The organism is Paractinoplanes ovalisporus, assembly GCF_016834655.1.
GTDB lineage: Bacteria > Actinomycetota > Actinomycetes > Mycobacteriales > Micromonosporaceae > Actinoplanes > Actinoplanes ovalisporus.
The window spans coordinates 47,978-73,025 of sequence record NZ_JAENHP010000028.1 but is presented as its reverse complement, the minus strand read 5'-3'; the positions used below and the strand labels follow the sequence as shown (position 1 = coordinate 73,025).

General features: G+C 69.3%; 21 protein-coding genes. 13 read left to right on the top strand and 8 right to left on the bottom strand.

Going from position 1 to position 25,048, the window contains the following annotated elements:
- The first annotated feature begins 119 nt into the window (after positions 1 to 119).
- Together JIG36_RS45430 and JIG36_RS45425 are read left to right on the top strand one after the other, a co-directional pair.
- The gene (locus tag JIG36_RS45430) at positions 120 to 1,301 is read left to right on the top strand and encodes a sensor histidine kinase (protein ID WP_203383119.1); all 1,182 of its coding nucleotides are present in this window, start codon (positions 120 to 122) and stop codon (positions 1,299 to 1,301) included.
- Positions 1,302 to 1,338: 37 nt separating this feature from the next.
- Positions 1,339 to 1,992 carry a response regulator gene (locus JIG36_RS45425; protein ID WP_203383118.1) on the top strand — a complete coding sequence of 218 codons (654 nt, stop codon included), beginning with the start codon at positions 1,339 to 1,341 and terminating at the stop codon, positions 1,990 to 1,992.
- Positions 1,993 to 2,487: 495 nt separating this feature from the next.
- Here the strand turns inward: JIG36_RS45425 and JIG36_RS45420 are convergent, their stop codons facing one another.
- The 3 genes from JIG36_RS45420 to JIG36_RS45410 form a co-directional block, all read right to left on the bottom strand.
- Entirely contained in the window at positions 2,488 to 3,480 is a 993-nt protein-coding gene (locus JIG36_RS45420; RefSeq protein WP_203383170.1) for a LacI family DNA-binding transcriptional regulator, read from the bottom strand.
- Positions 3,481 to 3,752: 272 nt separating this feature from the next.
- A complete protein-coding gene (locus JIG36_RS45415; RefSeq protein ID WP_203383117.1) occupies positions 3,753 to 6,494 on the bottom strand; it encodes a beta-L-arabinofuranosidase domain-containing protein in 2,742 nt (913 codons plus the stop codon).
- A gap of 444 nt (positions 6,495 to 6,938) precedes the next feature.
- A complete protein-coding gene (locus tag JIG36_RS45410; protein ID WP_203383116.1) occupies positions 6,939 to 7,943 on the bottom strand; it encodes a LacI family DNA-binding transcriptional regulator in 1,005 nt (334 codons plus the stop codon).
- A 343-nt stretch (positions 7,944 to 8,286) separates the two neighbouring features.
- Here JIG36_RS45410 and JIG36_RS45405 point away from each other — a divergent pair, with 343 nt between their 5' ends.
- From JIG36_RS45405 to araA, 7 genes are all read left to right on the top strand, one after another.
- A complete protein-coding gene (locus JIG36_RS45405; protein ID WP_203383115.1) occupies positions 8,287 to 9,273 on the top strand; it encodes an ABC transporter substrate-binding protein in 987 nt (328 codons plus the stop codon).
- A gap of 66 nt (positions 9,274 to 9,339) precedes the next feature.
- Entirely contained in the window at positions 9,340 to 10,833 is a 1,494-nt protein-coding gene (locus JIG36_RS45400) for a sugar ABC transporter ATP-binding protein (RefSeq protein WP_236049618.1), read from the top strand.
- Positions 10,830 to 11,852: an ABC transporter permease gene (locus tag JIG36_RS45395; RefSeq protein WP_203383113.1), complete on the top strand. Its 1,023-nt coding sequence runs from the start codon at positions 10,830 to 10,832 to the stop codon at positions 11,850 to 11,852. Before JIG36_RS45400 ends, JIG36_RS45395 begins: the two co-directional genes overlap by 4 nt.
- A complete protein-coding gene (yjfF, locus tag JIG36_RS45390) occupies positions 11,849 to 12,859 on the top strand; it encodes a galactofuranose ABC transporter, permease protein YjfF (RefSeq protein ID WP_203383112.1) in 1,011 nt (336 codons plus the stop codon). The genes JIG36_RS45395 and yjfF overlap by 4 nt, the downstream gene beginning before the upstream one ends.
- A gap of 2 nt (positions 12,860 to 12,861) precedes the next feature.
- The gene (araB, locus tag JIG36_RS45385) at positions 12,862 to 14,466 is read left to right on the top strand and encodes a ribulokinase (protein WP_203383169.1); all 1,605 of its coding nucleotides are present in this window, start codon (positions 12,862 to 12,864) and stop codon (positions 14,464 to 14,466) included.
- Entirely contained in the window at positions 14,463 to 15,131 is a 669-nt protein-coding gene (locus JIG36_RS45380; RefSeq protein ID WP_203383111.1) for an L-ribulose-5-phosphate 4-epimerase, read from the top strand. Before araB ends, JIG36_RS45380 begins: the two co-directional genes overlap by 4 nt.
- Positions 15,131 to 16,606: an L-arabinose isomerase gene (araA, locus tag JIG36_RS45375; RefSeq protein WP_203383110.1), complete on the top strand. Its 1,476-nt coding sequence runs from the start codon at positions 15,131 to 15,133 to the stop codon at positions 16,604 to 16,606. The genes JIG36_RS45380 and araA overlap by 1 nt, the downstream gene beginning before the upstream one ends.
- Before the next feature lie 6 nt (positions 16,607 to 16,612).
- Here the strand turns inward: araA and JIG36_RS45370 are convergent, their stop codons facing one another.
- Positions 16,613 to 17,491, bottom strand: a complete 879-nt coding sequence (locus tag JIG36_RS45370) for a hypothetical protein (RefSeq protein WP_203383109.1) — start codon at positions 17,489 to 17,491, stop codon at positions 16,613 to 16,615.
- Positions 17,492 to 17,705: 214 nt separating this feature from the next.
- On the opposite strand from JIG36_RS45370, the gene JIG36_RS45365 reads away from it, so the two are divergent.
- Positions 17,706 to 18,593: a hypothetical protein gene (locus tag JIG36_RS45365; protein ID WP_203383108.1), complete on the top strand. Its 888-nt coding sequence runs from the start codon at positions 17,706 to 17,708 to the stop codon at positions 18,591 to 18,593.
- Here JIG36_RS45365 and JIG36_RS45360 read toward each other — a convergent pair.
- A complete protein-coding gene (locus JIG36_RS45360) occupies positions 18,590 to 19,435 on the bottom strand; it encodes a substrate-binding domain-containing protein (protein WP_203383107.1) in 846 nt (281 codons plus the stop codon). The two genes, JIG36_RS45365 and JIG36_RS45360, sit on opposite strands and share 4 nt — an antisense overlap.
- Positions 19,436 to 20,115: 680 nt before the next feature.
- Here JIG36_RS45360 and JIG36_RS45355 point away from each other — a divergent pair.
- Positions 20,116 to 20,592, top strand: a complete 477-nt coding sequence (locus tag JIG36_RS45355; RefSeq protein WP_236049617.1) for a DUF6082 family protein — start codon at positions 20,116 to 20,118, stop codon at positions 20,590 to 20,592.
- A 71-nt stretch (positions 20,593 to 20,663) separates the two neighbouring features.
- On the top strand, positions 20,664 to 21,251 hold the full coding sequence (locus JIG36_RS45350) for a hypothetical protein (RefSeq protein ID WP_203383105.1): 588 nt from the start codon (positions 20,664 to 20,666) through the stop codon (positions 21,249 to 21,251).
- Here the strand turns inward: JIG36_RS45350 and JIG36_RS54495 are convergent.
- A complete protein-coding gene (locus JIG36_RS54495; protein ID WP_203383104.1) occupies positions 21,244 to 22,014 on the bottom strand; it encodes a GNAT family N-acetyltransferase in 771 nt (256 codons plus the stop codon). The genes JIG36_RS45350 and JIG36_RS54495 overlap by 8 nt on opposite strands.
- 99 nt (positions 22,015 to 22,113) lie before the next feature.
- Here JIG36_RS54495 and JIG36_RS45340 point away from each other — a divergent pair, with 99 nt between their 5' ends.
- Positions 22,114 to 23,085 carry an arabinan endo-1,5-alpha-L-arabinosidase gene (locus JIG36_RS45340; protein WP_203383103.1) on the top strand — a complete coding sequence of 324 codons (972 nt, stop codon included), beginning with the start codon at positions 22,114 to 22,116 and terminating at the stop codon, positions 23,083 to 23,085.
- Positions 23,086 to 23,089: 4 nt separating this feature from the next.
- On the opposite strand, the gene JIG36_RS45335 is transcribed toward JIG36_RS45340, so the two are convergent.
- Positions 23,090 to 24,079: an NAD(P)H-dependent flavin oxidoreductase gene (locus JIG36_RS45335; RefSeq protein ID WP_203383102.1), complete on the bottom strand. Its 990-nt coding sequence runs from the start codon at positions 24,077 to 24,079 to the stop codon at positions 23,090 to 23,092.
- A complete protein-coding gene (locus JIG36_RS45330; RefSeq protein ID WP_203383101.1) occupies positions 24,072 to 24,653 on the bottom strand; it encodes a TetR family transcriptional regulator in 582 nt (193 codons plus the stop codon). The genes JIG36_RS45335 and JIG36_RS45330 overlap by 8 nt, the downstream gene beginning before the upstream one ends.
- Positions 24,654 to 25,048 lie beyond the last annotated feature (395 nt).

Here is a 25,048-nt window from a genome sequence, read left to right as displayed (position 1 = left end):
GCTGGCGTCGGTGTCCATTGAGCCGGAGAGGAGTCGGCCGGCGGCAGCGGAGAAAGTACGTGCCAAGCACCTACTTTGGTAGGGTCCGGCCCGCCGAAGCCGCGGGTACCGTCAGGCCCATGAAACGGCGTGACCTGCTTGTCGACGTAGTGCTGCTGACCGTGCTGAGCGCGGCCGCAGCGCTCGGCGCTGTGGTGACCGCCGATGTCGTCGGGCAGGGCGCCGATCCGGTGCCCACCTGGCTGATCGTCGGGCTGCAGGTGACGACCTCAGCGGCCGTCGTCGTGCGACGCCGATGGCCCACCGGCGCCGCGCTGACCATCGTGTTGTCGGCGCTCGCGCAGACGATGCTCCTGTTGACCCAACCGACCGCCACCGTCGAGTCCCTGATGTCGGCGAACGCGTGGACGCCGCTGGCGCTGTCCGTCGCCGTGGAGCACATCACCGAGCGTGGTGTGCCCCCGCGCTGGTCGGTGCGGATCTGGGTATTGATCGCCTTGCTGGCCATAGCGAGTGTGCGTCCTTGGGAACCAACAGTCGGCATCGTCATCAACGGCCTGCTCCACAGCGCCGTGGCGCCGCTGTTCGCGCTCTACCTGGCCGCGCGCCGGCGCCGCCTTCAACTGCTGCAGGAGCGGGCCGAGCGGGCCGAGCGCGAGCAGTGGTGGCGCGCCGAACAGGCCCGGGCCGAAGAGCGGGCTCGCCTGGCAACCGAGCTGCACGACCTGGTCGCCCACCGGGTCACGCTGATGACGTTGCAGGCGCGGGCGTTGACGATGAACGCGCTCGACGACGGCACACGCCGGACGGCGGAGGAATTGCGCGAGAACGGCGCGCTGGCCTTGGACGAGTTGCGTGAGCTGGTCGGGGTGTTACGGCGCGGCGGACAGCCGGCCGAGACCCCGTTAAACGAGCCGCCGATCCCGCCGCTGGCCGAGCTGGTCGACGCAGCCGGGCGTGCCGGGCAACAGGTCACGTTCGTCGAGGCGGGCGAGTCGCCGGAGCTGTCGAGGGTGACCGGGCGCACGGCATACCGAGTGGTGCGCGAGGCTCTGACCAATGCGCGCAAGCATGCCCACGGGGCCTTCGTGACGGTCGACGCGCATTATCAGCCCGATCAGATACGCATCGTGGTGCACAACGAGGCCGGGAAGCGGGCGCTCGTGGTGGGCGGCAGCGGAACGGGGCTGGCCGGGTTGCGCGAACGGGTCGAGTCGATCGGCGGCACCCTGGAGGCCGGACCGGACGGCGCGGGCGGCTTCCGCCTGGAGACGGTCATGCCCGCGCGGGTGGCGTCGTGATCAGGGACGAGATGCTCGTGGCCGCGCCGGTGGTCCCGTGATCAGGGTGCTTGTGGTTGATGACGAGCCGCTGGTGTGTCGGCATCTGAGTGCGATTCTGTCCGCTGCGGCCGATGTCGAAGTGGTGGGCACAGCGTCGGACGGGGCCGAGGCGGCTGAGATGGTGGTGCTTGAGCGGCCTGATCTGGTTCTGATGGATCTGCGGATGCCCGGGGTGGATGGGCTTGCGGCCACGGAGCGGATCCGGGCGTTGCCGTTTCCGCCGATCGTGCTGGTATTGACCACATTCGACACGGACGGCTACGTGATTCGGGCGTTGCGAGCCGGGGCGGCGGGTTATCTGGTGAAGTCGACGCCGCCGGGGGAGTTGCTTGATCTGATCCGGGTGGCCGCTCAGGGGCACACGGTGTTGTCGCCGGTGGCCACGGAGGGGTTGGTTGCGGCCTCGGCCTCTGTCCACGAGGAGCGGGAGGCGGCGCGGGCTCGGCTGGGCGAGCTGACTGATCGGGAACGTGATGTGCTGGCCGCGATCGGGGACGGACTGTCCAACGCGGAGATCGCGCGGAGGCTCTTCCTGTCGGAGACGACCGTCAAGGGGTACGTGTCGCACCTGTTCGAGAAGCTCGGCTGCGGGAACCGTACCCAGGCGGGGCTGCTGGCGCAGGCCGCCGGGTTGACGTCGCAGGAGTGAACTTGGGGGAGTTGACGTTCCGGATTGCACCCAGTGGGGCCATCCTCCCCTTGATGGCCCCGACCGGGTCCTCTCTTCCGATGTCAGCGCCACAGGCCTAGGAATACCCGTAGTGAGACCTGTTAACGCTAACAGAGAACGGCGGCGTTGGGCCAGGTAAATCCGGAAAATTGTTTTCAGCGGGCCGATGTGGAGCCACTGAAAGCGGGCGGTCCGACGCGGGGCCGCCGGCGGGGTGAGCTAGTCCGGCGCGGGACGCTCGAGGTGGGCGGGCCGATGCGGAGGCACCCGATGCACGGCGGCATAGGCCGAGCCAGGAGGCGATGGGGCGACGCTGTCGCGGGAGTCCAGGCGGGGCCGCTGGTGGTCAGCGGGCGGATGGTGGGGCGACACCGGCGCTACGCCGTCGCGGGAGTCAGGGCGGGGCCGATGGCGGTCATCGAGCGGGCGGTGGTGCGTTGCCGTCGCGGGGATCGGGGGCGGGGCCGCTGGTGGTCAGCGGGCCGGTGGTGGGGCGACGCTGTCGCGGGGGATCAGGGTGGGGGCGATGGTGCGGCGGGCGCTCAGGTCGGGAGTGCCGGACTCGATCTGGGCCAGCAGGAGCTCGACGCCCGCGGTGGCCACGGCGTCGAAGTCGGGGCGGACCGTGGTCAGCGGCGGCGTGTAATAGGCCGCCTGGGGTACGTCGTCGAATCCCACGATGCTGATCTCTTCGGGGACCCGGCGGCCGTGCTCGCTCAGGGCTCGCAGCAGACCGAGCGCGATGTGATCGTTCGCCGTGAAGACCGCCGTCACCTCGGGGAGGCGGGCCAGCAGCTTGCCGTTGCGGTAGCCCGACTCGGCACTCCAGTCGCCGGTGAGCAGCGGGGGCTGTTCGGCGCCGGCCGCCTTGAGCGCTTCTTCCCAGCCGCGGACGCGGCCCGCGGCGTCGAACCAGTCGGCGGGGCCGGAGATGTGCCAGACCGTCGAGTGGCCGGCTTCCAGCAGGTGTTCCGTGGCGGCGCGGGCCCCGGCGACCTGGTCGACCGTGACGAGAGTGCTCGCGCGCTCGGGGTCGCCGTCGATCGTCACCAGCGGCACGTCTTCGGGCAGGCGGGCCAGGGCGGGACCGGCGCTGGCCACGGGGGCGATCACCACCAAGCCGGCGACCCGCTGGTCGAGGTGGCGCTCGACGGCGTCGGCGATGGAGCGTTCGTTGAGGCTGCGGACGCTGCCCACGTTGACCGCGAAACCGCTCTCCTGTGCGGCCTGCTCGAACGCCGTGAGCATCGACGACGGGCCGTAGAGCGCGGTGTTGGGCGCGACCACGCCGATCACCTTGGAGGTGCCGGTGACCAAGGCCCGGGCCGTACGGTTGGGGCGGTAGCCGAGCTCGGCGATCGCCGCCCGGACCTTCAGGCGGGTCTGCTCGCTGACGTTCTTGTGCTCGTTCAGGACCCGGGACACGGTCTGATGCGACACCCCTGCCAGCCGGGCGACGTCCATCATGCCCGGCGGCCGTCCGCGTTTCACACTCACCCGCACCCCGCATCCAACTGTTTGCGGGCAGGATATCCCCTCACATCGGCCGCTTGTGACGTGCGGGTCGATTGCGCCGCCGAAATCACAGAACTATTTCCGATGTCGATCGCTGCGGGAGCGTTCCCACAAAGAAACCGGGATGGAAACGCGGCGCCCCGGCGAACCTCTGGCGACGAGAGGAACGCCGGAACACCGCCGCGGCGGGACGCCGCCGCGAAGGCCCAGCAGTGAAACGGGCCTCAGAGGAAACGCCAGAGGTGGTCGTTGGTGCCGTTGTCGTCCCAGAGCACGACCTGCGCACCGGCCGTCGTGGAGGCGCCGCTCACGCCCAGGACACGTCCGCCGTTACCGCACTGGATCCGGAAATAGCCGTTGCTTCCGTAACGCAACCGCCATCGGTGGTCGGCCGTTCCGTTGTCGGCCCACTGCATGATTCGTGCACCGTTCGCATTTGCCGCGTTCTCCACGCCCAGCACCTTTCCGCTGTTCGTGTTCCGCAGCTTGAAATAGCCGCCGGAGTCGACGAGCGCGGTCCACAAATGATCGGCCGTCCCGGAGTCGCCCCACTGCACGACCAGCCCGCCGTCGGCCGTCGCCATGTTCTGCACCCCGAGCACGAGACCGCTCGCCAGATTCTGGATGCGGCGGGCGCCGTCCGGCAGGAACCGCCAGAGATTGTCGGCCGTCCCGTTGTCCGGGTCCTGCACCGCCTGCGCGCCCTGGGCCGTGGACCCGCTCAGAATGCCGAGCATTTTGCCCGTGTGCGCGTTGCGGATCCGGTGGCTTCCGTCGCCCGCGTCGATGACCGTCCAGCGGTGATCGGCCGTACCGTTGTCGGCCCACTGCATGACGCGCGCATTGTCCGCCGTAGACATGTTTTCGACCCCGAGAACCTTGGCGCTGTTGACGTTGCGGAGCTTCACGGCCGTACCGTCGGGAACGATTTCCCAGTTGTGATCCAGGGTTCCGGTGTCACTCCATTGCAGCGCGAGCCCGCCGTCGGCGGTCGACATGTCCTGGATGCCGAGCACCATATTGCTGGCCACGTTCACCAGGCGGAAGTTCGATGGCGTGGCGATGCCGCCCTCACCCGGCGCGTTCCAATAGACGATGTAGTTGTGCCCGTGCGCGTCGTAGAACGGAATGAGCGGAACCGTGGCGCCGTTCGCGGTCGCCGTGAACGTCAGCGCCGACGTGCTGGTGCGGGTGATCGAACTGGTCGTCAGCGCGGGCAGGGTGCTGAACGCCGTGTTCCCGTAGTTGCCCGAGAGCACGACCGGCCCGTACACGATCGCCGAGACGTTGCTGTTGTCGTTCGCGGCACGCATCGCCACCCGCATGGGCAGGCGCACCGTGACCACGTCGCCGGCGGCCCACGTACGGGTAATGGCCGCGTAACTACCCGGCGTGGCGGTCACGTTCGCCGTCGCCCCGTTGATCGTGATCACCGCACCGGTGGTCCAGGCGGGGATCCGTACGCGCATGGTCCAGGAACCCGCCACCGAACTGCTCACCGTCAGTGTCGTCGTGTCCGAGGCCGGGAACGACGTGGTCTGGGTGACCGTGATCCCCCGCTGCGACCAGGTCAGCACCGACGGGATGAACAGGTTGACCGTCAGCGTGGTCCCGTTGAAGAAGTAGATCGAGTCCATCAGCTTGGTGTTGGTCTCGATGCCCGTGCCCTGGCAACACCAGAACGTTCCGTAATCGGTGCTGTAGCTTCCGCCACCCACGGCCGGCCCGACCTGACCACGCCGCCCACCCGGGTTGAGCGCCGTGAAGTACACGACGTGACCGTGGCTGTCGGCCGGATTCTGCTGGCCGAGCAGGTGGTTCATCAGCGCCCGCTCGTAGAAGTCGAAGTAGGCCGCGCGATCGGGGTCGAGCAGCCACAGCTCGCGGGTCAGTTTGAGCATGTTGTACGTGTTGCACGCCTCGGCCGCGTCCGGCGAGAGGTAGGGCGCGATCGCGTTGGGAGCGCGGAAGTGCTCGGCCTGGCTGTTTCCCCCGATCACGTACGAATGGGCGTTGACCGTGATGCCCCAGGCGTTGGCCGCGATGTTCCGGTAGCGGGTCGCGCCGGTCGCCTTGTACTCGCGCGCCGCCCCCACCCACTTCGGCACCTGCGTGTTGGCGTGCAGCCCGTTGAGCTGGTCCTGGTTGGCGGCGAGCGGGTCGAAGACGGCGGCGTGGTCGAAGCGCTGGGCCACGGTCAGCCAGCGGGCGTCGCCGGTCTGCTGGTAAAGGTCGGTGAGCACGGCGTTCATGCCGCCGAACTCGATGGTGAGGGCGGTCTGCATCTGCGCGTACGAGAGCCGTCCTGTACGCCAGTCGACCCACCCGGCAAACGCGAGCAGCACGTCGCGGGCCTGTGTGTTGCCGATGTACCGCCAGACGTCGAGCAGCCCGGCCAGGGTCTTGTGCAGGCAGTAGTAGGGGACGCCGCGTCGCGTGCCGGCCTCGATGCTGGTGAGGTCGGATTCCGGGAAGCCGGACAGGTAGCCCGCGGCGAAGCCCTTGGCCGCGTTGTTGGCCTGGCACTTGGCGAGCTCGGCAACCATGTAGTTGGCCTTGTCGCGGCAGGTGGTGTCGCCCAGAACCGCCCAGGCCTGAGCCCACGCGGTGAGGAAGTGGCCCTGACTGTGCGTACGGAACTCGAAGGTCGGCGCCTCCCAGCCCCCGCACGCCGCGGCACCCTGGGTGGAGAGCCCGTGGTTGGCCCGGAAGTTGTAGAGCAGCCGGTCGGCGTCGACGAACCGCAGGTAGCTGAGCGCGCGGTTCTGGTTGTCGAGCCAGCGGCTCGCGGTCAGACGCACCTGTCCCAGCTCGAACGGGTAGGCCGAGACGCCGATGTCGGCCCGCGCGGGCGCCAGGGCCGCTGTGGCCGGTCGCGCGACGGCGGCGGCGCCGACCCCGGACGCGACGGCGGTGGCGCCCGCGGCCTGCAGCAGTCGGCGGCGGCTGAGCGGCGGCATAGACACAGGACCTCCACGCGTACGTATCGACGGGGCTCACTGTTAAGCGAGTGTGAACGATAACATCGGGTGGTGGGCTGGGCGCAAGCTCTGATTCGTGCCGCGTCCGGCGGTCGGGATGCTCGCCGCTGCGTTCCCTAGCACAAGCCAGTTGGGATGTGTCGGCTGTCCACAGTCCCGGGTTATCCACAGCGGCCAATCCCAAGATCGGCCCAACCCGGAAGAATCATTGGTGGGCGGGGGATCCCCCTGGTAGGGCGGGTAATGCGGTTGGACAGACCTACCCGGGTACGTCAGCGGGGCGCCGGCGGGGAGGCCGGCGGGCCGGGGGCGGGCGGGAGGGCGAGCAAAGTCGGCGGGCCGGGGGCGGACGGGAGGGCGAGCAAAGTCGGCGGGGTCAGCGGGCCGGGGCGAGCGGGAAGGGCGAGCGGGAGGGGCAAGCCGGCGGGGTCAGCGGGCCGGGGCTGGACCGCTGCTCGCCCGGACCACCAGTTGGGGCGCGACCAGCACGTGGTCGGGTGGCTGGCTCTCGGCGGCCGGGGAGTGGGTCATGTGCTCCAGCAGCAGCCCCAAGCTGCGCCGGCCCAGTTCGCCGAAGTCCTGGTGCACCGTGGTCAGCGGCGGCACGAAGAAGCCCGAGTCGGGCATGTCGTCGAAACCGACCACGCTCACGTCGTACGGGACCCGCTTGCCGGCCTCGTGCAACGCGCGCAGCACGCCCAGGGCGATCCGGTCGTTGGAGCAGAACACCGCCGTCACCGCGGGGTCGCGGGCCAGCGCCTGACCCTGTGCGTAGCCGGATTCGGCGTCCCACCAACCGTGCTCGACCGGGGGCACCACGGCCCCGGCCGCGTACAGGGTGCGGCGCCAGCCCTCGATGCGCTCGAACGACTCCGGCCAGTCGGGTGGCCCGGCGGCGTGGTGGACGGTCACGTGGCCGAGGTCGAGCAGGTGCTGCGTGGCCAGGCGGGCGCCCAGGGCGTTGTCGATCGAGACCGTGGGCGCCGCGTCCGACTCGCCCGCGCCGCCGACCGCCACGCACTGCAGGGACGGTGGGGCCTGGGCCAGGGCGTGGGTCACCGACTGCTTGGGGGCGATCGCGATCACGCCGTCGACCGAGTGCTGGGTCAGGCGGTCCACCGCCTCGAGCACCTGGCGCCGGTCGAGGTCGCGCACCGACGCGATGCTGACCATGTAACCGGCGTCGCGGGCCGCGCTCTCGATGCCGTACAGCATGGACGCGGGACCGAACAGCGTCGTCTCGAAGCCGATGATGCCCAGCGTGTCCGACTGCCGCGTGACCAGGGTGCGGGCGGCCAGGTTGCGGCGGTAGTTGAGCGACTGCATCGCCGCCAGCACCCGGGCCCGGGTCTCCTCGCGCACGTTGGGGTGGTTGTTGAGCACGCGGGACACGGTCTGGTGCGAGACGCCGGCGAGCTTGGCGACGTCACGCATGACGGTGAGGCGGGGCCGGTCGACTCCGTCGGCGGCGGGCTTTCTGGATGGCAAAGACGACCTCCGATGTGAGCGCGCACAGTGTACGGCGGAGACGGGCCGTGTCCATCGATCCCGACAAGGTCTTCCTGCACCTTGTCAGATTCGGCAATCCGTCGGTAACAAACCAGCGGCGAGGCCTTGACTCGGATGTTGAGAACGGTAACACTTCCGGAACGCGGGTCCTGAGAGTGAGCTCACAGCGACGCGCCGCTACGACGAGAAACGTGAGCCGGCCGCTCGATTCCCCGCGCAGCGCCGAAGCTCGCGCCTGTGAACGTTAACAGACCATGTGGAGGATTCAGTGCTCAGAAGACTTTCTCTGGCGGTGGCCGGCGGGCTCCTGCTCGCCTCGGCCGTCGCGGGCTGCGGTGGTGACGACGCCGGCTCGGGCAGCGGCGGCGGCGGAGACGACAAGATCACGCTCGGCTTCTCGCAGGTCGGCGCCGAGAGCGGCTGGCGTACGGCGAACACGAAGTCCATCCAGGAGTCGGCCGCCAGCGCCGGCATCGACCTGAAGTTCTCCGACGCCCAAGGCAAGCAGGAGAACCAGATCAAGGCGATCCGCAACTTCATCACCCAGCGGGTCGACGTGATCGCCTTCTCGCCGGTGGTCGAGAGCGGCTGGGGCACGGTGCTCAAGGAGGCCAAGGACGCCGGCATCCCGGTGATCCTGACCGACCGCGCGATCGACGACCCCGACACCTCGCTCTACAAGACCTTCATCGGCTCCGACTTCGTCGAGGAGGGCAAGAAGGCCGGCGACTGGCTGGTCAAGGAGTACGAGGGCAAGACCGACCCGGTCAACATCGTCGAGCTGCAGGGCTCGCCCGGCGCGGCGCCGGCCAACGACCGCAAGGCCGGCTTCGCCGACGTGATCAAGGCTGACACCAAGTTCAAGGTCGTCGCGTCGCAGACCGGCCAGTTCACGCGGACCGACGGCAAGGCCGTGATGGAGACCTTCCTCAAGTCGCAGCCGAAGATCGACGTGCTCTACGCGCACAACGACGACATGGGCCTGGGCGCGATCGAGGCGATCGAGGCGGCCGGCAAGAAGCCCGGCACCGACATCAAGATCATCACGGTCGACGCGGTCAAGGACGGCATGACCGCGCTCTCCGAAAACAAGATCAACTTCATCGTCGAGTGCAGCCCGCTGCTCGGCCCACAGCTGATGGACCTGGTCAAGAAGGTGCAGGACGGCCAGACGATCCCGCAGCGCGTGCTCACCGAGGAGACCACCTTCACGCCCGAGCAGGCCAAGGAAGTTCTGGCCGACCGCAAGTACTGAGTCCCGCCCGGTGGGCCGCCGTGACCCGGCGGCCCACCATCGAACGGAGCGCACATGGTCCTGCAGATGACCGGCATCAGAAAGGTCTTCCCCGGCGTCGTCGCCCTCGACGGCGTCGACTTCCGGCTGCTACCCGGCGAGATCCACGCCCTGATGGGCGAGAACGGCGCCGGCAAGTCGACGCTGATCAAGGTGCTGACCGGTGTCTACGACATCGACGGCGGCGAGATCGAGCTGGCCGGCGAGCGGGTCCGGTTCACCGGCCCGCTCCAGGCCCAGCAGGCCGGCATCAGCACCGTCTACCAGGAGGTCAACCTCTGCCCGAACCTCTCGGTGGCGGAGAACATCTTCATCGGCCGCGAGCCGCGCAGGTTCGGGCGCATCCAGTGGTCCGAAATGCGAAGACGCGCCGATAAAAGCCTGGCCCGGCTCGATCTCGACATCGACGTCTCCGCCCAGCTCGACAGCTACTCGCTCGCGATCCAGCAGATGGTGGCGATCGCCCGCGCGACCGACATCGGGAACACCAGGGTCCTGATCCTCGACGAGCCCACCTCCAGCCTCGACGCGTCAGAGGTGGAACAGCTCTTCGCAGTGATGCGGCGCCTGAAAGAGAACGGCACGGCGATCCTGTTCGTCAGCCACTTCCTCGACCAGGTCTACGAGATCGCCGACCGCATGACGGTCCTGCGCAACGGCGGCCTCATCGGCGAGTACCGCACGGCCGAACTGCCCCAGATGCAACTGGTCAGCAAGATGATCGGCAAGGAGCTGGAGGCGCTCGAGCAGATCGAGGAAGAGGTCCGGGAAGCGCCCCGCCGTGACCGCACCATCATCGAAGCGAAAGGCCTGGGGCGTACGGGCTCGATCGCGCCCTTCGATCTCACCATCCACGCCGGCGAGGTCGTCGGGCTGGCCGGACTGCTGGGCTCGGGACGCACCGAACTCGCGCGGCTGCTGTTCGGCGCCGACCGCCCCGACTCCGGTGACCTCGCGGTCGACGGCCAGCCGGTCAAGTTCCACAGCCCGCGCGACGCCATGACCAGGGGCATCGCGTTCTCCAGCGAGAACCGGCGCACCGAGGGGATCATCGGCGAGCTCACCGTCCGCGAGAACATCATCCTGGCCCTGCAGGCCGCCCGCGGCTGGACCCGCCCGATCCCGCGCCGCCGTCAGGACGAACTCGTCGACAGGTACGTCCAGGCACTGCAGATCCGTCCGGCCGACCCCGAGCGTCTCGTACGGGATCTCAGCGGCGGCAACCAGCAGAAGGTGCTGCTGGCGAGGTGGCTGATCACCGAGCCCCGCCTGCTGATCATCGACGAGCCGACCCGGGGCATCGACGTCGGCGCCAAGGCCGAGATCCAGCGACTGGTCGCCCAGCTGGCCGACGGCGGCATGGCCGTGCTGTTCGTCAGCGCCGAGCTGGAGGAGGTGCTGCGGCTCAGCCACAAGATCGAGGTGCTGCGCGACCGCCGCCTGGTCGAGGAGCTGGAGAACGGCGACGACGTCGACGCCGACCGCATCATGCACACGATCGCCAGCGGAGCCACCCCATGAACCTGACCGCCCTGCTCCGACACCGGCTCTTCTGGCCCATCGCCGTCCTGGTGGTGCTGCTCGCCAGCAACCTGGTGTTCTCCAACAACTTCTTCACGATCACCCTGCAGGACGGCCACCTGTACGGGTCACTGATCGACATCCTGCGCCGCAGCGCCCCGCTCGTGCTGGTCGCTTTGGGCATGACCCTGGTCATCTCGACCGGCGGCATCGACCTGTCCGTCGGTTCGGTCATGGCCATCTCGGGTGCCCTGGCGTGTCTGCTGATCGGCGACCTGAGCAACCCCGACTCCGTCGGACCGGTCCTGCTCGTGGTCGGCGCGGCGATCGCCCTGTGTCTCGTCTTCGGCCTGTGGAACGGCTTCCTGGTCGCGGTGCTCGGGATCCAGCCGATCATCGCGACGCTGATCCTCATGGTGGCCGGCCGCGGCGTGGCCCAGCTGATCACCGACGGGCAGATCCTCAACGTGCACTCCGCGCCCTACCGCGTGGTCGGCGCCGGATACTTCCTCGCGGTGCCCGTGAGCTTCCTGATCGCGGCGGCCGCGGTCGCTCTCACGGTCGCCGTCACCCGCCGTACGGCATTGGGACTGCTCCTGGAATCCGTCGGCGGCAGCCCCACGGCGAGCCGCCTGGCCGGCATCCGGGCGCGGCGCATCACGATCATGGTGTACGTCTTCGCGGCCGCGTTCGCCGGAGTGGCCGGGCTGATCTACAGCTCGGACGTCTCCAGCGCCGACAGCAACGCGGCCGGCAACCTGATCGAGCTCAACGCGATCCTGGCCGTGGTCATCGGTGGCACGGCGCTGACCGGCGGCCGGTTCTCGATCGCGGGCAGCGTGCTCGGCGCGGTCATCATCACCACGCTTGACATCACCGCGGTCAGCGTCGGTGTGCCGGTCGAGACGACGCTGCTGTTCAAGGCGGTCGTCGTGATCATCCTCTGCCTGGCCCAGTCGGCCACGTTCCGGGCCAAGGTGTTCGGGCGGTTCTCGGCGAAAAGGACAGTACCCGCATGATCGACGTGACGAGTCCGCCGCGGACGCCCGCGAAGAAGACAGCCAGGCGCGTCTACCGGCCCAACACCAAGCACATCCCGGTGCTGGCCACCCTCGCGTTACTGATCGTCATGTACTCGGTCGGCGTCTACAACTACGACGGCTTCGGCGACACCCAGGTGATCCTGAACGTCTTCGTCGACAACGCGTTCCTGCTCGTGGTCGCGGTCGGCATGACGTTCGTGATCCTCACCGGCGGCATCGACCTGTCCGTCGGCGCGGTCATCGCCCTGACCACCACGGTCGCCGCGACGCTGCTCAACGCCGGCTGGCCCGCGGGCGTCGTGCTGCCGGTGGCGCTTCTCATCGGCACCGTGCTGGGCTTCGGCATGGGCGCGGTCATCCACTTCTTCAAGGTGGAACCGTTCATCGCCACCCTGGCCGGCATGTTCCTGGCCCGCGGCCTGTCCCTGCTGATCAACCGCAACTCGATCCCGATCACGAACGACTTCTGGACCCAGATGGCCCAGAAGCGCTTCCGGTTCGACGACGGCGTCTTCATCTCGCTCAACGTGGTGATCGCCGTGGTCGTGGTCGTGATCGCGGCCGTCGTGCTGGCCTGGACCCGCTTCGGCCGCAACGTCTACGCGATCGGTGGCAACGCCGACTCCGCGCTCCTGATGGGACTTCCCGTCGGCCGTACGCGGATCGCCGTCTACACCCTCAGCGGCTTCTGCGCCTCGCTCGGCGGCGTGCTGTACAGCTTCTACACCTCGTCCGGCTACAGCCTGCACGGGCAGGGGCTGGAACTCGACGCGATCGCCGCCGTGGTCATCGGCGGCGTGCTGCTGACCGGCGGCTCCGGATACGTGCTGGGCACGGTGCTCGGCGTGCTGGTGCTCGGCCTGATCCAGACGATCATCACGTTCCAGGGTGACCTGAACTCGTGGTGGACCCGGATCGTGGTCGGCATCCTGCTGTTCGCCTTCATCGTGCTGCAGCGACTCGTCACGAGAAAGGCCAAGTGAGCATGGCTTACACCATCGGCGTCGACTACGGCACGCTCTCCGGCCGGGCCGTGGTCGTCCGCGTCAGCGACGGCGAAGAGGTCGGCGCCGCCGTGCACGAGTACCGGCACGGCGTCATCAAGAGCACCCTTCCCGCCACCGGGCAGCAGCTCAAACCCGACTGGGCGCTGCAGGACCCGGAGGACTACCTCGACGTGCTGCGCACCGCGGTGCCCGAGGCGGTGCGGGCCGCCGGCATTGATCCGTCCGAGGTGGTCGGCATCGCGACCGACTTCACGGCGTGCACCGTGCTGCCGGTTCTCAATGACGGAACCCCGCTGTGCCGCACGCCGGAGTTCGGGACCAGGCCTCATGCGTACGTGAAGCTCTGGAAACACCACGCCGCACAACCGCAGGCCGACCGGATCACCGAGCTGGCCCACCGCCGCGGCGAACCGTGGATCGACCGCTACGGCGGCAAGATCTCGTCGGAATGGCAGTTCGCGAAGGCGCTGCAGGTGCTGGAGGAGGACCCCGAGGTCTACGCGGCGACCGAACGCTGGATCGAGGCCGCCGACTGGATCGTCTGGCAGCTGTGCGGTCGCGAGACCCGCAACGCCTGCACGGCCGGTTACAAGGGCATCCACCAGGACGGCGCCTATCCGAGCAAGGACTATCTGGCCGAGCTCAACCCCGGGTTCGCCGACTTCGCGGACACCCGGCTGGCCCACCCGATCTCGGCGCTGGGGGAGCGGGCCGGTGGCCTGACCGCCGAGGCCGCCGGGTGGACCGGGCTGCCCGAGGGCATCGCGGTCGCCATCGGCAACGTGGACGCGCACGTCACCTCGCCCGCGGCCAAGGCGGTCGGCGAGGGGCAGATGCTGCTGGTGATGGGCACGTCGACCTGCCACGTGATGAACGGGGTGGAACTCAAGGCGGTCCCCGGCATCTGCGGTGTCGTCGACGGCGGGATCATGGCCGGGCTGTACGGCTACGAGGCCGGCCAGAGCGGCGTGGGCGACATCTTCGGCTGGTACGTCGACAGCGTCGGCCAGAGTCACGACGAGCTCTCCCGGCCGGCCGCCGAGCAACCGGCCGGGGCGCACGGCCTGATCGCGCTCGACTGGCAGAGCGGCAACCGCTCGGTCCTGGTCGACCATCACCTGTCCGGGGTCATCGCGGGCCTGACCCTGGCGACCCGACCGTTCGAGATCTACAAGGCGCTGATCGAGGCCACCGCGTACGGGACCCGGAAGATCATTGAAACGTTCGAGGCGGCCGGGGTGCCCGTCACGGAACTGGTCGCAGCCGGCGGGCTGAAGCGCAACCCGCTGGTCATGCAGATCTACGCCGACGTGCTGCGCCGCCCGTTCGGCGTGGCCACCTCGGAGCAGGCGCCCGCGCTCGGCTCGGCCATCCACGCCGCGGTGGCCGCCGGGGCCTATCCGGACGTGGCGACCGCGGCCGAGGCGATGGGCCGGATGGAGCCCTCGGTGTGGACGCCCGACACGGCGAACGCGGACGTCTACGACCGGCTCTACGCGGAGTACGAGGAGTTGCACGACTACTTCGGGCGCACGTCGGGAACCCTGCACCGCCTGCGCCGCATCAGGAACGAGGCCCTGTGAGCATCGAGGACATCCGCGCCGAGGTGTGCGACCTGCACCGGCACCTGACCCGGTGGGGCCTGGTCACCTGGACGGCCGGGAACGTGTCGGCCCGCGTACCGGGGAAGGATCTTCTGGTCATCAAACCGTCCGGCGTCGAGTACGACTCACTCACCGCCAAGTCGATGGTGGTCTGCGACCTCGACGGCAACCTGGTCGACGGCGAGCACTCGCCGTCCAGCGACACCGCTTCCCACGCGTACGTCTATCGGCACATGCCCGAGGTCAACGGGGTGGTGCACACCCACAGCCCGTACGCGACCGCCTGGGCCGCCCGGGGTGAGCCGATCCCGTGCTCGATCACCGCGATGGCCGATGAATTCGGCGGTGACATCCCGATCGGGCCGTTCGCGTTGATCGGCAGCGACGACATCGGCCGCGGCATCGTCGAAACGCTTCGCGGGTCCCGTTCGCCGGCGGTTCTCATGCGCCAGCACGGCCCGTTCACGATCGGCCCCACGGCGAAGGCCGCCGTGAAGGCCGCGGTCATGTGCGAGGACGTCGCACGCACCCTGCACCTGGCCCGGCAGCTCGGTCCCGTCGACCGGCTGCCCGCCACCGCCGTGGACAGCCTGTTCGACCGGTACCAGAACGTCTACGGCCAACCCCTGATGGAGGGACAGTAATGAGCGAGTACGAGGTCTGGTTCCTGACCGGTAGTCAGGGGCTGTACGGACCCGAGACCCTTGATCAGGTTGCCGCACAATCCGGACAAATCGCGCGGGAGTTGGGTGCTACGCTCGACGTCAAGATCGTCTGGAAGCCGGTGCTCACTTCCGCGGCCGACATCCTGACGACGGCGCGGCAGGCGAACGACGACGACCGGGTCATCGGTGTCATCGCCTGGATGCACACGTTCTCGCCGGCCAAGATGTGGATCAGCGGCCTCGACGCGCTGCGCACCCCGCTGCTGCACCTGCACACCCAGGCCAACGTCGAGCTGCCCTGGGCGTCGATCGACATGGACTTCATGAACCTGAACCAGGCCGCCCACGGCGACCGCGAGTTCGGCTACATCGAGGCCCGGCTCGGCGTCGCCCGCAAGACCGTGGCCGGGCACGTCTCCGACCCGCGGGTCACCGCCCGCATCAACACGTGGGTGCGGGCCGCCCGCGGCTATGCGGCCATGCGGTCGCTGAAGCTGGCCCGGTTCGGCGACAACATGCGGGACGTCGCGGTCACCGAGGGCGACAAGGTCGAGGCCCAGCTGCGGTTCGGGGTCTCCGTGAACACGTACGGGGTCAACGATCTGGTCGCCGTGGTCGACCAGATCGGTGATGCCGACATCGACAAGCTGGTCGGCGAGTACCACGACCTCTACCAGGTGGCCGACGCGTTGAAGGGCGACCGGCACGATTCCCTCCGGTACGCGGCGAGGATCGAACTCGGCCTGCGCGGCTTCCTCGAGGCGGGCGGTTTCCAGGCGTTCACCACGAACTTCGAGGACCTCGGCGGGCTGCGGCAGTTGCCCGGGCTGGCGGTGCAGCGCCTGATGGCCGACGGCTACGGCTTCGGCGGTGAGGGCGACTGGAAGACGTCGGTGCTGCTGCACACGCTCAAGGCGATGGCGCCCGGCGGCACGTCGTTCATGGAGGATTACACGTACGACCTCACGCCCGGCGACGAACGCATCCTCGGCGCGCACATGCTCGAGGTGTGCCCGTCGATCGCGGCCGGCCAGCCCCGCCTCGAGATCCACCCGTTGGGCATCGGCGGCCGCGAGGACCCGGTCCGCATGGTGTTCGACGCCGCGCCGGGCCCGGCCGTGGTGGTCGGCCTGACCGACATGGGGGAGCGGTTCCGCCTGGTCGCCAACGAGATCGAGGTCGTGCCCCCGTCCGAGCCGCTGCCGAAGCTACCGGTGGCGCGGGCGGTGTGGAAGCCGGCGCCCGACTTCTCGACCTCGACCGAGGCCTGGCTGACCGCGGGCGGCCCGCACCACACGGTGCTGTCGTCGGCGGTGGGCACCGAGGAGTTGACCGACCTGGCCGAGATGCTGGCGACCGAACTGCTCGTGATCGACGGCAACACGTCCATCCGCCAGTTCGCCAAGGAGGTGCGCTGGAACCAGGCCTACTACCGGCTGGCCCGCGGTTTCTAGGCGCTCTCAGGGGCTTTCCCACCATTTCAGGATCGCGCGGGCCCGGGTCGTGTTCCAGCGGCTCGGGCCGGGCGGTTCCAGAGCGAAGAACTGCTTTCCCGCGTACGGCGAATACGTCGACCACCGGCCTTGTTTCGTGCGCCGGCTCCGGACGATGTCGACGGCGTCACCGAGCCTTTCGTCGCGCACGCCGCAGGCCCGGAAGTATTCGAGCCCCCGCAGCACGTCAAAATGCCACTCGGGAAACGCGGGGAAGCGCAGACTGGCCGGAATGGCGACCTCGCCGGTGCGGTGTGACTGGTAGAGCCGGTGTTCGAGAAAGAACTCGCGTCCCCGTGCGGCGGCCGCGCCCGTGCCGATCGGGCCGCCCCTTCCCGCGTACGCCTCCAGGGCCTCCAGCGTGAGGACCGAGGTGTGGAACGAGCCGTGGCGGTCCTCGCCGCCCTTGCTCTGGCAATTCCACCCGCCGTCCTTCTGCTGCCGCTCGATCAGATGCGCGACGAGCGCGTCGAGGCCACCCGCGGGATAGCCGGAATCGCACGTGACCCGGACCAGGATCGCCGCGACGCACGTTTCCGGCGACCGCCACCGCGATCGCCATTCCCAGAGCCGTTCACATCCCTGGAGAGCGGCCGGATGCCCCGGCAGCAGCCCGAGCCAGATCAGACGCAGGAGCGTGTAGGTCGTCGAGGTCCACTTGGGGGAGTAGTCACCCTCACCCCACCCGCCCTCGGCGTTCTGCTCTTTGAGCAGCCGGGCGCCCCACCCTTCGGCGGCGACGCGGGCCCGCTCGGCGCGAACCGCTTCGTCGGACGCGCCGATCAGGTCCCGCAGCACCCGCCACCGGACCGCCGGGTCGCCCTCGAGCAGCCACTGCTCGTCCACCCCGCCACTCTACGTGCTGCGTCCCCGCTTTCGATTGATGACCGACATCCGCCGACCGTGCGTGATCCACATTGCGGACGCCTGTCACAGTGCAACTGTGAGCGCGGGTCTTGAAAAGGCCACTCATCGGCGATGAACGGGGAATCGCACATCGGGCTGCCTTTCGCGAGAACGGCTGTCCACCCGTGATTCGACAATGTGGAGCGCTGGCGCCATGCACGATTTCGGGCTTCTCGTCGAACGGCTCGTCGCGCGTTTCGGGCTGTGGAAAGTGGCCACCACACCGTTTGCGGTCGTGCCGATTTTCGTCGCTTTCGGACTGGTCGTCGGCGCGCGTTTCGCCGCGTTCATCGGCGTGGTCGCCGCTTTCTCGACGTGCCTGGTCGTGATCGTCGCACTGGGTGCCCAGGTGCGGCGTGAGCGCCGGTTGCGCGCCGGGCTCGACCGGGCGGTCATGCGCCTGACCGACACGATCTACCTGGAGGCGACCACCGCCTCGTACGTCTGGGAACGCTGGCGTGAGGAGACAACGGTCTCCCGCAACGGCGACACCGTCATCAAGCAGTGGCGCACGTTGCGCGTCAATCCCGGGGCGACGCTGCGGGTGATCTGGGTCGGCCAGACGCAGACGGCCGGGCACGTGAGCGACTACCAGCGCCGGCATCTGCGGGTCGACGCCTACGACTTCTCCCAGAAGCAGGGAAACATCGAGGTCGGCGTCCAGTACGACGTCGCGACGGTATGGCTGCCGCGCGAACAAGCGCTGGTCATGTATCTGTGCCTCGACCAGCCTCTGAGCGCAGGCCAGACGATGAACGTGCTCGTCGTGTGGAAATGGCCGGGGATGTATCGCGAACTACTGGCCGGCGGCAAGGACGAAATGAGCATCACCCGCAAACGGGCCGACGCCCGGAGGATCGACGTCGGCCTGACGTTCGACAAATCCTGCCGCCTGACCCGCAAGATGCGGATCCTGCCGCTGAACGGTTGCGCGAGACCCGCCCAGAACCTGAACGACGACGGTTCCCTGGACATCGCCGTTACCTACGGCCCGAGCAACGTCCCCGAGATCGTCGGCTTCATCCTCGACAACAAGCCCTAGCCGCGGGCTACGGTTCCGCGGGGCATCAGGACCGGGTCGAGGCGTACGGACTCGGTGGTGTGGAGGCCCGTGTCGAGTTGGTCGAGCAGCAGGCGCAACGCCTGGCGGCCGACCTCGGCGAACTCCTGGCGCACGGTGGTCAGGCCGGGATAGGTGTAGCCGGCCTCGGGGACGTCGTCGAAGCCGACCACGCTCACGTCCTCGGGGATGCGGCGGCCGCTCTCGGTCATCGCCCTCATCACGCCCAGGGCTATGTCGTCGTTGGCGGCGAAGACGGCCGTGCAGGCGGGGTTCGAGGCCAGCAGGCGTCCGCAGCGGTAGCCGGACGCGGCCGACCAGTCGGCGCGGACCGTGGGCGGGGCAGGCACGCCGGCCTCGGCCAGGGCCGCCCGCCAACCGGCCTCACGGGCCCGGCTGCCGTGCCACTGCTCGGGGCCGGCCACGTGCCAGACCGTACGGTGGCCGTTCGCCAGCAGGTGCCGTGTGGCCAGGACGCCGCCCGCGTGCTGGTCGACCGACACGTTCGGGGTGGGGCAGCCGGGCGGGCCGTCCACCGTCACCACCGGCAGGTCGGCGGGCACGGCCTCGAGCATCCCGGCGGCCGCGTCGACGGGAGCGATCACGATCAGGCCGGCGATGCCCTGGCCGGTGATCCGCCGCACGAGGCGACGGGACGCGGCGACGGCGTCGAAGCCGGAGACGTGCCCGATGGTGACGGGCAGGTCGACGTCGAGGCTGGCGTCGCCGATCGCCTGCACCATGCTGGCCGGGCCGTACAGAGTCGTGTTTTGCGCGACCACGCCGATGACAGGGGAACGGGTCGGCGCAGGACGGGTCGGCATGCTGTGCGTCCTTTGCGGAGGAGTCCCACGAGTCGTTGGTGAACGCAAACATGCTTGGTGCGGTCCGGCCCGGTCAAGCCTCCGTTACGCCCTTGTTACATCCATGTACGGGGATCGAATCAGGCCGACAAATTAGGCTCGATCCCTTGCCAAACTCAGCACGCATATGGGCCGAAACGACCCGGCGAAGACTGCGCGCGGTGCCCCGAGGCGCCGGGCCGGCGAGGCTCCCACCGCGGGTCGGGTTGCCGACACAGGCTTGCGAACGGGTCGCGAGCTGATCCTGATCTCGGCCGAGTCGTGACCGTTTTGCCGGGTAACGGCGAATGCTGCCGTTCGCCGTTATCGGCGGTCACGGTGACAGAAGGTACGTGGATCTCCGCAATGGGCAAGGCTGGGCGCATGGACGAATGGTCCTACGCACGGAGGCCTATGCATGGTGACCTGCGCATGCACATGCCGGCCGCCATGACAATACTCCGAGCGAGCGACGGGAACACGACTCTGTCCGGTACGGAATACATCGCAACTGCTGACGTACTCCCGGTGCCAGACTGCGTTGTCGACGTATTCGTCCACGTGAGAGCTACGGGAAACCACGCGCCCTGATCGCCCGCGCCCGCCCGCCGACGGCCCCCTGACCAGGTCGGAGCGGCGCAAGAAGGAAACAGAGAGTGATGATGACCGATCTACCAACTGTCGTGTCGATTGCCGCCCTCCTCGCCGTCGCGATCGCCATCGTGGTGCAGCAGCAACAGGCGCGCACCGCGCAGGCGGTCGACGTCCGCGAGCGCCACTTCGAGCTGATCAAGCTGATGCTCGACCACCCCGAGCTGGACTACAACGCCACCGACCGGCCCCCGTCCGACGAGCGCAAGACCGCGATCGGCATGAGCCTGTGGATGGCGCACTGGAACACGCTCTGGCACATCGGCAAGCTCGACGAGAAGGCCCTGCGCTTCAACCTCGAGGACCTGTTCGCCAACGCCGAGGCCCGGTCCTGGTGGCGCCGCGTCGGCAGCGCCTGGTCGTCGAAGGGCAACCGCAAGGAGCGGCGCTTCATCGCGATCGCGAACGAGGAATGCGAGGCCGCGCGCACCAAGCCGACGGTGCAGCGCCGGGAGCCGGTCAAGAGCGGTTCCGGCGTACGGGACTAAGTTCCTCAAGCCCGAGGCCGGCGCGCCGATAAGACGGGTCCCCTGTCCGCACCTACCCCCCGAGGTGCACGGTGAGCCTGTCCCGATACGCGCTGCGCACTGCCGGCTTCGGCGCCCTCTACCTGGCGGCCACGGTCGCCGGGCTCGCCACGGCCGAGTCCGGTTCGGGCGTCCGCGTCCTCTGGCCGGCCGCCGTCGCCGGCGCGCTGTGGCTGGTCGCCCAGGGGCGTTACGGCCGGCGGAACCTCGACGTCATCGCGCTCAGCGTCCTGGCCGTGCTCGCTCCGGGCAACGGCGGCGGCCTGCTGCACTCGTTCGTGCAGGCGGTGCCGCAGGTGGTCCCGGCGCTGCTGTTCGCGTGGCTGTTCGACCGCTGGCTGCCCGGCTACTGGCTGGGCCACGGCGACCGGTTCCGCCGCCTCGGGCCGACGCTGGCCCGCTTGGCCGCGGCCGCGGGTGTGGCCGCCCTCTCCGGGGCCGTGCTGCACAAGGTCATCAACACCGAGCTGGGCTTCGGCGAGGCCGGGTACGTCTTCGTCCGGGACGCCACGGCGGTGGTGCTCGCGGTTCTGGTGGTGCGGGGCGTACGGAAGCTCGTTCGGTCCCGCACCGCTCCCGCCGACCCTCCGGCTCGTCGCGGCCTGACCGTCGTCAAGTAGCGGGGTTCGCGGAGAACACCGACCAGTTCTCGGCGACCTGGAAGCCCATGTCGAGATAGAGCGGCATCCCCGGCACGCTCGAGTGCAGGAAAGCCGTCCGCACGCCGTCCCGATACGCGTCCCGCAGCACGGCCGCGGTCGCCCGCCGCCCGTAGCCCTTGCGGCGGAACGCGGGCGGCACCGCGATGTTGAAGACGCCCACCACGTCCCCGGCGATCAGCCCGAACGCGGTGGCGACCGGAACGCCGTCGACCTCGACCAGGTAGGCCCGCCCGGACGCCATGTCGATCACGGCCGGGTCGGCGAAGATCGCGAACAGCGGTTCCGGGGCCTCGAAGCCGGCCGCCATCGTGCGCTGATAGGCGAGACCGTCGGCGGCCGAGATCCGCCGCGCCCCCGGCACCTCGGCGGCGTCCTCCTCGGTGAGCTCGCGGACCATGAGCGGCAGGGCGAGACGTTTGGCCAGCCCATGATCGTCGGCGACGGCCACCACCTCGGGTTCGATCGCGTCACCCCGTACGTGAATGGTCCAGGGCACCTCCCGAAGCCGTGGCGAGTCGGAGAACTCCGAGATCTCCTCGGCCGACGGCTTCCGGCTGATCGCGGCGACGCCGTTCAGCGCCGGAAAGGGCGCCCCGGTGATCAGCTCGGCCGTGCCCCCGGGCGTCCGGCGGAAGAACCCGTTGTGCTGGGTCCCGGCAAGCATGCGGACAGCGTCGAGCCAGGCCCGCGCGGCGGTGTCCGCCGCGGTCTCGAGATTCACGTGATCAACTTAGAGGACGAAGACCCCTCATGGACCCGCTCGACGAGCCCACCCGGCTCCGACGGGCAACCTTTGACGCCGGGCGGGCCACTCATAGGTATGCGTAAATTCCTCCTCGGTGGCGCCACCGTTCTGCTGGCTGTGACGGCCGCCGTCTACGGGGTCGGCGCGGCCGACGCCGCCACCTATCCGAACCCGGGCACGGTCACCGGCTCGACCGGCGCCCACGACCCGACGATCGTGAAACGCCCCACCGGCGGCTACCTGATGGCCACGACCGGCGCCGGGATCACGCTCAAGACGTCCACGAACCGGATCGCGTTCGCCGACGCCGGGCGCGCCTTCCCGAACGGCACCTCGTGGGCCAATCCGTACACCAACGGCGACGCCAACCTGTGGGCGCCCGACATCTCGTACCGGGGCGGCAAGTACGTCATGTATTACTCGGCCTCGTCGTTCGGCTCCAGCAAGTCGGCGATCTTCCTGGCCACCAGCACCACCGGCGCCGCCGGATCGTGGACCAACCAGGGCCTGGTCATCGAGAGCACCACCTCGAGCAACTGGAACGCCATCGACCCCAACCTGACCGTCACCGCGTCGGGGGAGTGGTGGCTCAGCTTCGGCTCGTTCTGGAGCGGCATCAAGATGGTCAAGCTCAACCCGAGCACCGGCAAGCGCGCCGACAGCAGCATGGTCAACCTGGCCGAGCGATTCGTGAACAGCAAATCGGTCGAGGCGCCGTTCATCTACGCCCACGGCGGCTACTACTACCTGTTCGTTGCGTTCGACTTCTGCTGCCGCGGTGCGTCCAGCACCTACCGGATCATGGTCGGACGATCGAGGAGCATCACCGGCCCGTACGTCGATCAGGCCGGCGTGGCGATGACGGCCGGCGGCGGTACGGAGATCCTGGCCGGTCACGACAGCATCCACGGCCCCGGGCACCCGGCCGTGTTCGGTGACACCGACGCCGACGTGCTGGTCTACCACTACTACACGAACGCGGGCGACGCGCGCCTCGGCATCAACCTGCTGGGCTGGACGTCCTCGGCCTGGCCGTACGTGTACTGACCGGCTACGGCGTCAGCCTCGCCACCAGCTCGGCGACCGGCCCCGGTCGCGCCGCTCGGAAACCGGTGCCGGCCCACAGGTTCAGGCCGTCGGCGTCCCCGTCCCGGGCGGCGGCGGCCCGAAGGGGAGCGGTCAGGTGGTGCACGGCCGGATACCCGATCGGCGCCGCGCCGGAGTAGGTGTCGGTGAACCGGTTGCGCAGCGCGCGGGCCGGCTGCCCGGTGAACGCCCTGGTCACGACCGTCTCGGTGGCGCGGCCGGAGAGCATGAACTCGCGCTGGGCCGGTCGGGTGCCGGCCTCGTCGGCGAGCAGGAACGCCGTGCCGCACTGCACCGCCACGGCCCCGGCGCCGAGCAGACGATCGACATCCTCGGCGCCGGCGACACCCCCGGCCGCGATGAGTGGGACGTCCGACCTCATCGCCCTCAGCAGCGCGGATGGGGGTGTGTCGCCACGATACTGCCCCGGCGTTGTCGTCGCAGAGTGGCCGCCGGCCGTCCCGCCCTGCACGATCAGCGCGTCGGGCCCGGCCTGGAGTGCGCGGGCGGCCTCGGCGGGCGTCGTCACAGTGATCAAAACCCGGGAGCCGGCGTCGTGCAGGGCGGCCACCACGGCCCGGTCCGGCACGCCGAACGTGAAGCTCACGAGCGGAACCCCGTACGCGATCGCCATCTCGACCTTGGCCGCGAAGTGGTCGTCGTCGTCGAGCCGCAGCGGCGGAATCTCCACCCCGTACCGCTCCGCCTCGCCCCGCAGCAGGTCGCGGTAGTTGTTGAGGGCGGCCACATCCGGTGGCGGCGGCGCAGGTACGAAGATGTTGAGCCCGTATGTCCCCTCAACCGCCCGGATCTCGTCCTCGACCGCCGGCGGCGTCTTGTATCCCGCGGCCAGAAACCCAGTGGCACCCGCCTTCGTGGCCGCGTTCACCAGCGCCGGGGTGGAGGGCCCACCGGCCATCGGCGCGACGATGAGGGGCCGGATCAGGTCACGCATGCTTACCCAGCACCGAGCCGATCAGATCCGTGACCGGCCCGATCAGTTCCCCGGGCCCGGCCGAGCCGAGCGGTTCCAGCTTCGTGTTCGACCGCAGCAGCGCGATGCCCAGCGACGCCGCGATGGTCACCTGGGCCCGCAGCAGCAGCTCGTCGTCCCCGTCCTCCCAGCCCGCGAGCGCCGCCAGCCGCTCGGCGAACGTGCGTAGCATCCCGACCCGGATCTCGTCGGCGCGCGCGTCCCCCGAGGAGCGCAACAGCAGCACGAGATGGCGTGGAAACCCGTCGGTGTCGATGCCGGCCAGTTGCTCGACGATGCGTTCGGGCACCTCGTCGAGCCGGGCCCCGCCCGCCGTACGCCGCATGTCCTCGACGGCGCTGGTCAGGCACGCTTCGAACAGGCCCTCTTTCGAGCTGAAGTACCGGCTGATCAGCGCCACGTTGACCCCGGCGTCGTCCGCGATGTCACGCACGGTGGTGGCCGCATACCCATCACTGGCAAACCGGTGGCGGGCGGCCTCGAGAAGCAGCTGACGCGTCCGGGTCGCATCCCGGCGCCGGGTAGGGGTGGTCACCCGACCAGCGTACCGACCCGATTTCCCGGTAAGCGCCTGTTGACCGGTCGGCCGTGTACGGCGCCCAGTCAGGGCTGGAGTGGTCGGCGGTGTGCGAGTCCCGGTCAGGGCTGGAGTGGCCGGCGGTGTGCGACGCCCGGCCGGCGCCGGAGTGGTTGCTGGTATACGACTCCAAGTCAGGGCCCGCCCCAACCGGGGGACCACCACCCTAAGGCCCAGAAGAGCGGGCGAACGCGTTGTCCACAGGGGCGTCCGTGCCAATCTTCGGATCAAATTCTAGAGGCTTTCGTACGGCGGGGCAGCCCCGTCAGACGCAGGACGGCCGAACTCCGCCTTCGGCGGCTGCCGCGTCCAGAACCATGCGAGAGCCTACGGCCGTAGCGCGCAACCGCCCG

Bases quoted from the DNA above. Each gene is read 5' to 3' on its own strand.
- JIG36_RS45430 (WP_203383119.1), top strand. From the start codon at position 120: ATGAAACGGCGTGACCTGCTTGTCGACGTAGTGCTGCTGACCGTGCTG.
- JIG36_RS45420 (WP_203383170.1), bottom strand. From the start codon at position 3,480: ATGATGGACGTCGCCCGGCTGGCAGGGGTGTCGCATCAGACCGTGTCC.
- JIG36_RS45410 (WP_203383116.1), bottom strand. From the start codon at position 7,943: ATGCGTGACGTCGCCAAGCTCGCCGGCGTCTCGCACCAGACCGTGTCC.
- JIG36_RS45400 (WP_236049618.1), top strand. From the start codon at position 9,340: ATGACCGGCATCAGAAAGGTCTTCCCCGGCGTCGTCGCCCTCGACGGC.
- JIG36_RS45395 (WP_203383113.1), top strand. From the start codon at position 10,830: ATGAACCTGACCGCCCTGCTCCGACACCGGCTCTTCTGGCCCATCGCC.
- yjfF (WP_203383112.1), top strand. From the start codon at position 11,849: ATGATCGACGTGACGAGTCCGCCGCGGACGCCCGCGAAGAAGACAGCC.
- araB (WP_203383169.1), top strand. From the start codon at position 12,862: ATGGCTTACACCATCGGCGTCGACTACGGCACGCTCTCCGGCCGGGCC.
- araA (WP_203383110.1), top strand. From the start codon at position 15,131: ATGAGCGAGTACGAGGTCTGGTTCCTGACCGGTAGTCAGGGGCTGTAC.
- JIG36_RS45365 (WP_203383108.1), top strand. From the start codon at position 17,706: ATGCACGATTTCGGGCTTCTCGTCGAACGGCTCGTCGCGCGTTTCGGG.
- JIG36_RS45360 (WP_203383107.1), bottom strand. From the start codon at position 19,435: ATGCCGACCCGTCCTGCGCCGACCCGTTCCCCTGTCATCGGCGTGGTC.
- JIG36_RS45355 (WP_236049617.1), top strand. From the start codon at position 20,116: ATGACCGATCTACCAACTGTCGTGTCGATTGCCGCCCTCCTCGCCGTC.
- JIG36_RS45340 (WP_203383103.1), top strand. From the start codon at position 22,114: ATGCGTAAATTCCTCCTCGGTGGCGCCACCGTTCTGCTGGCTGTGACG.
- JIG36_RS45335 (WP_203383102.1), bottom strand. From the start codon at position 24,079: ATGCGTGACCTGATCCGGCCCCTCATCGTCGCGCCGATGGCCGGTGGG.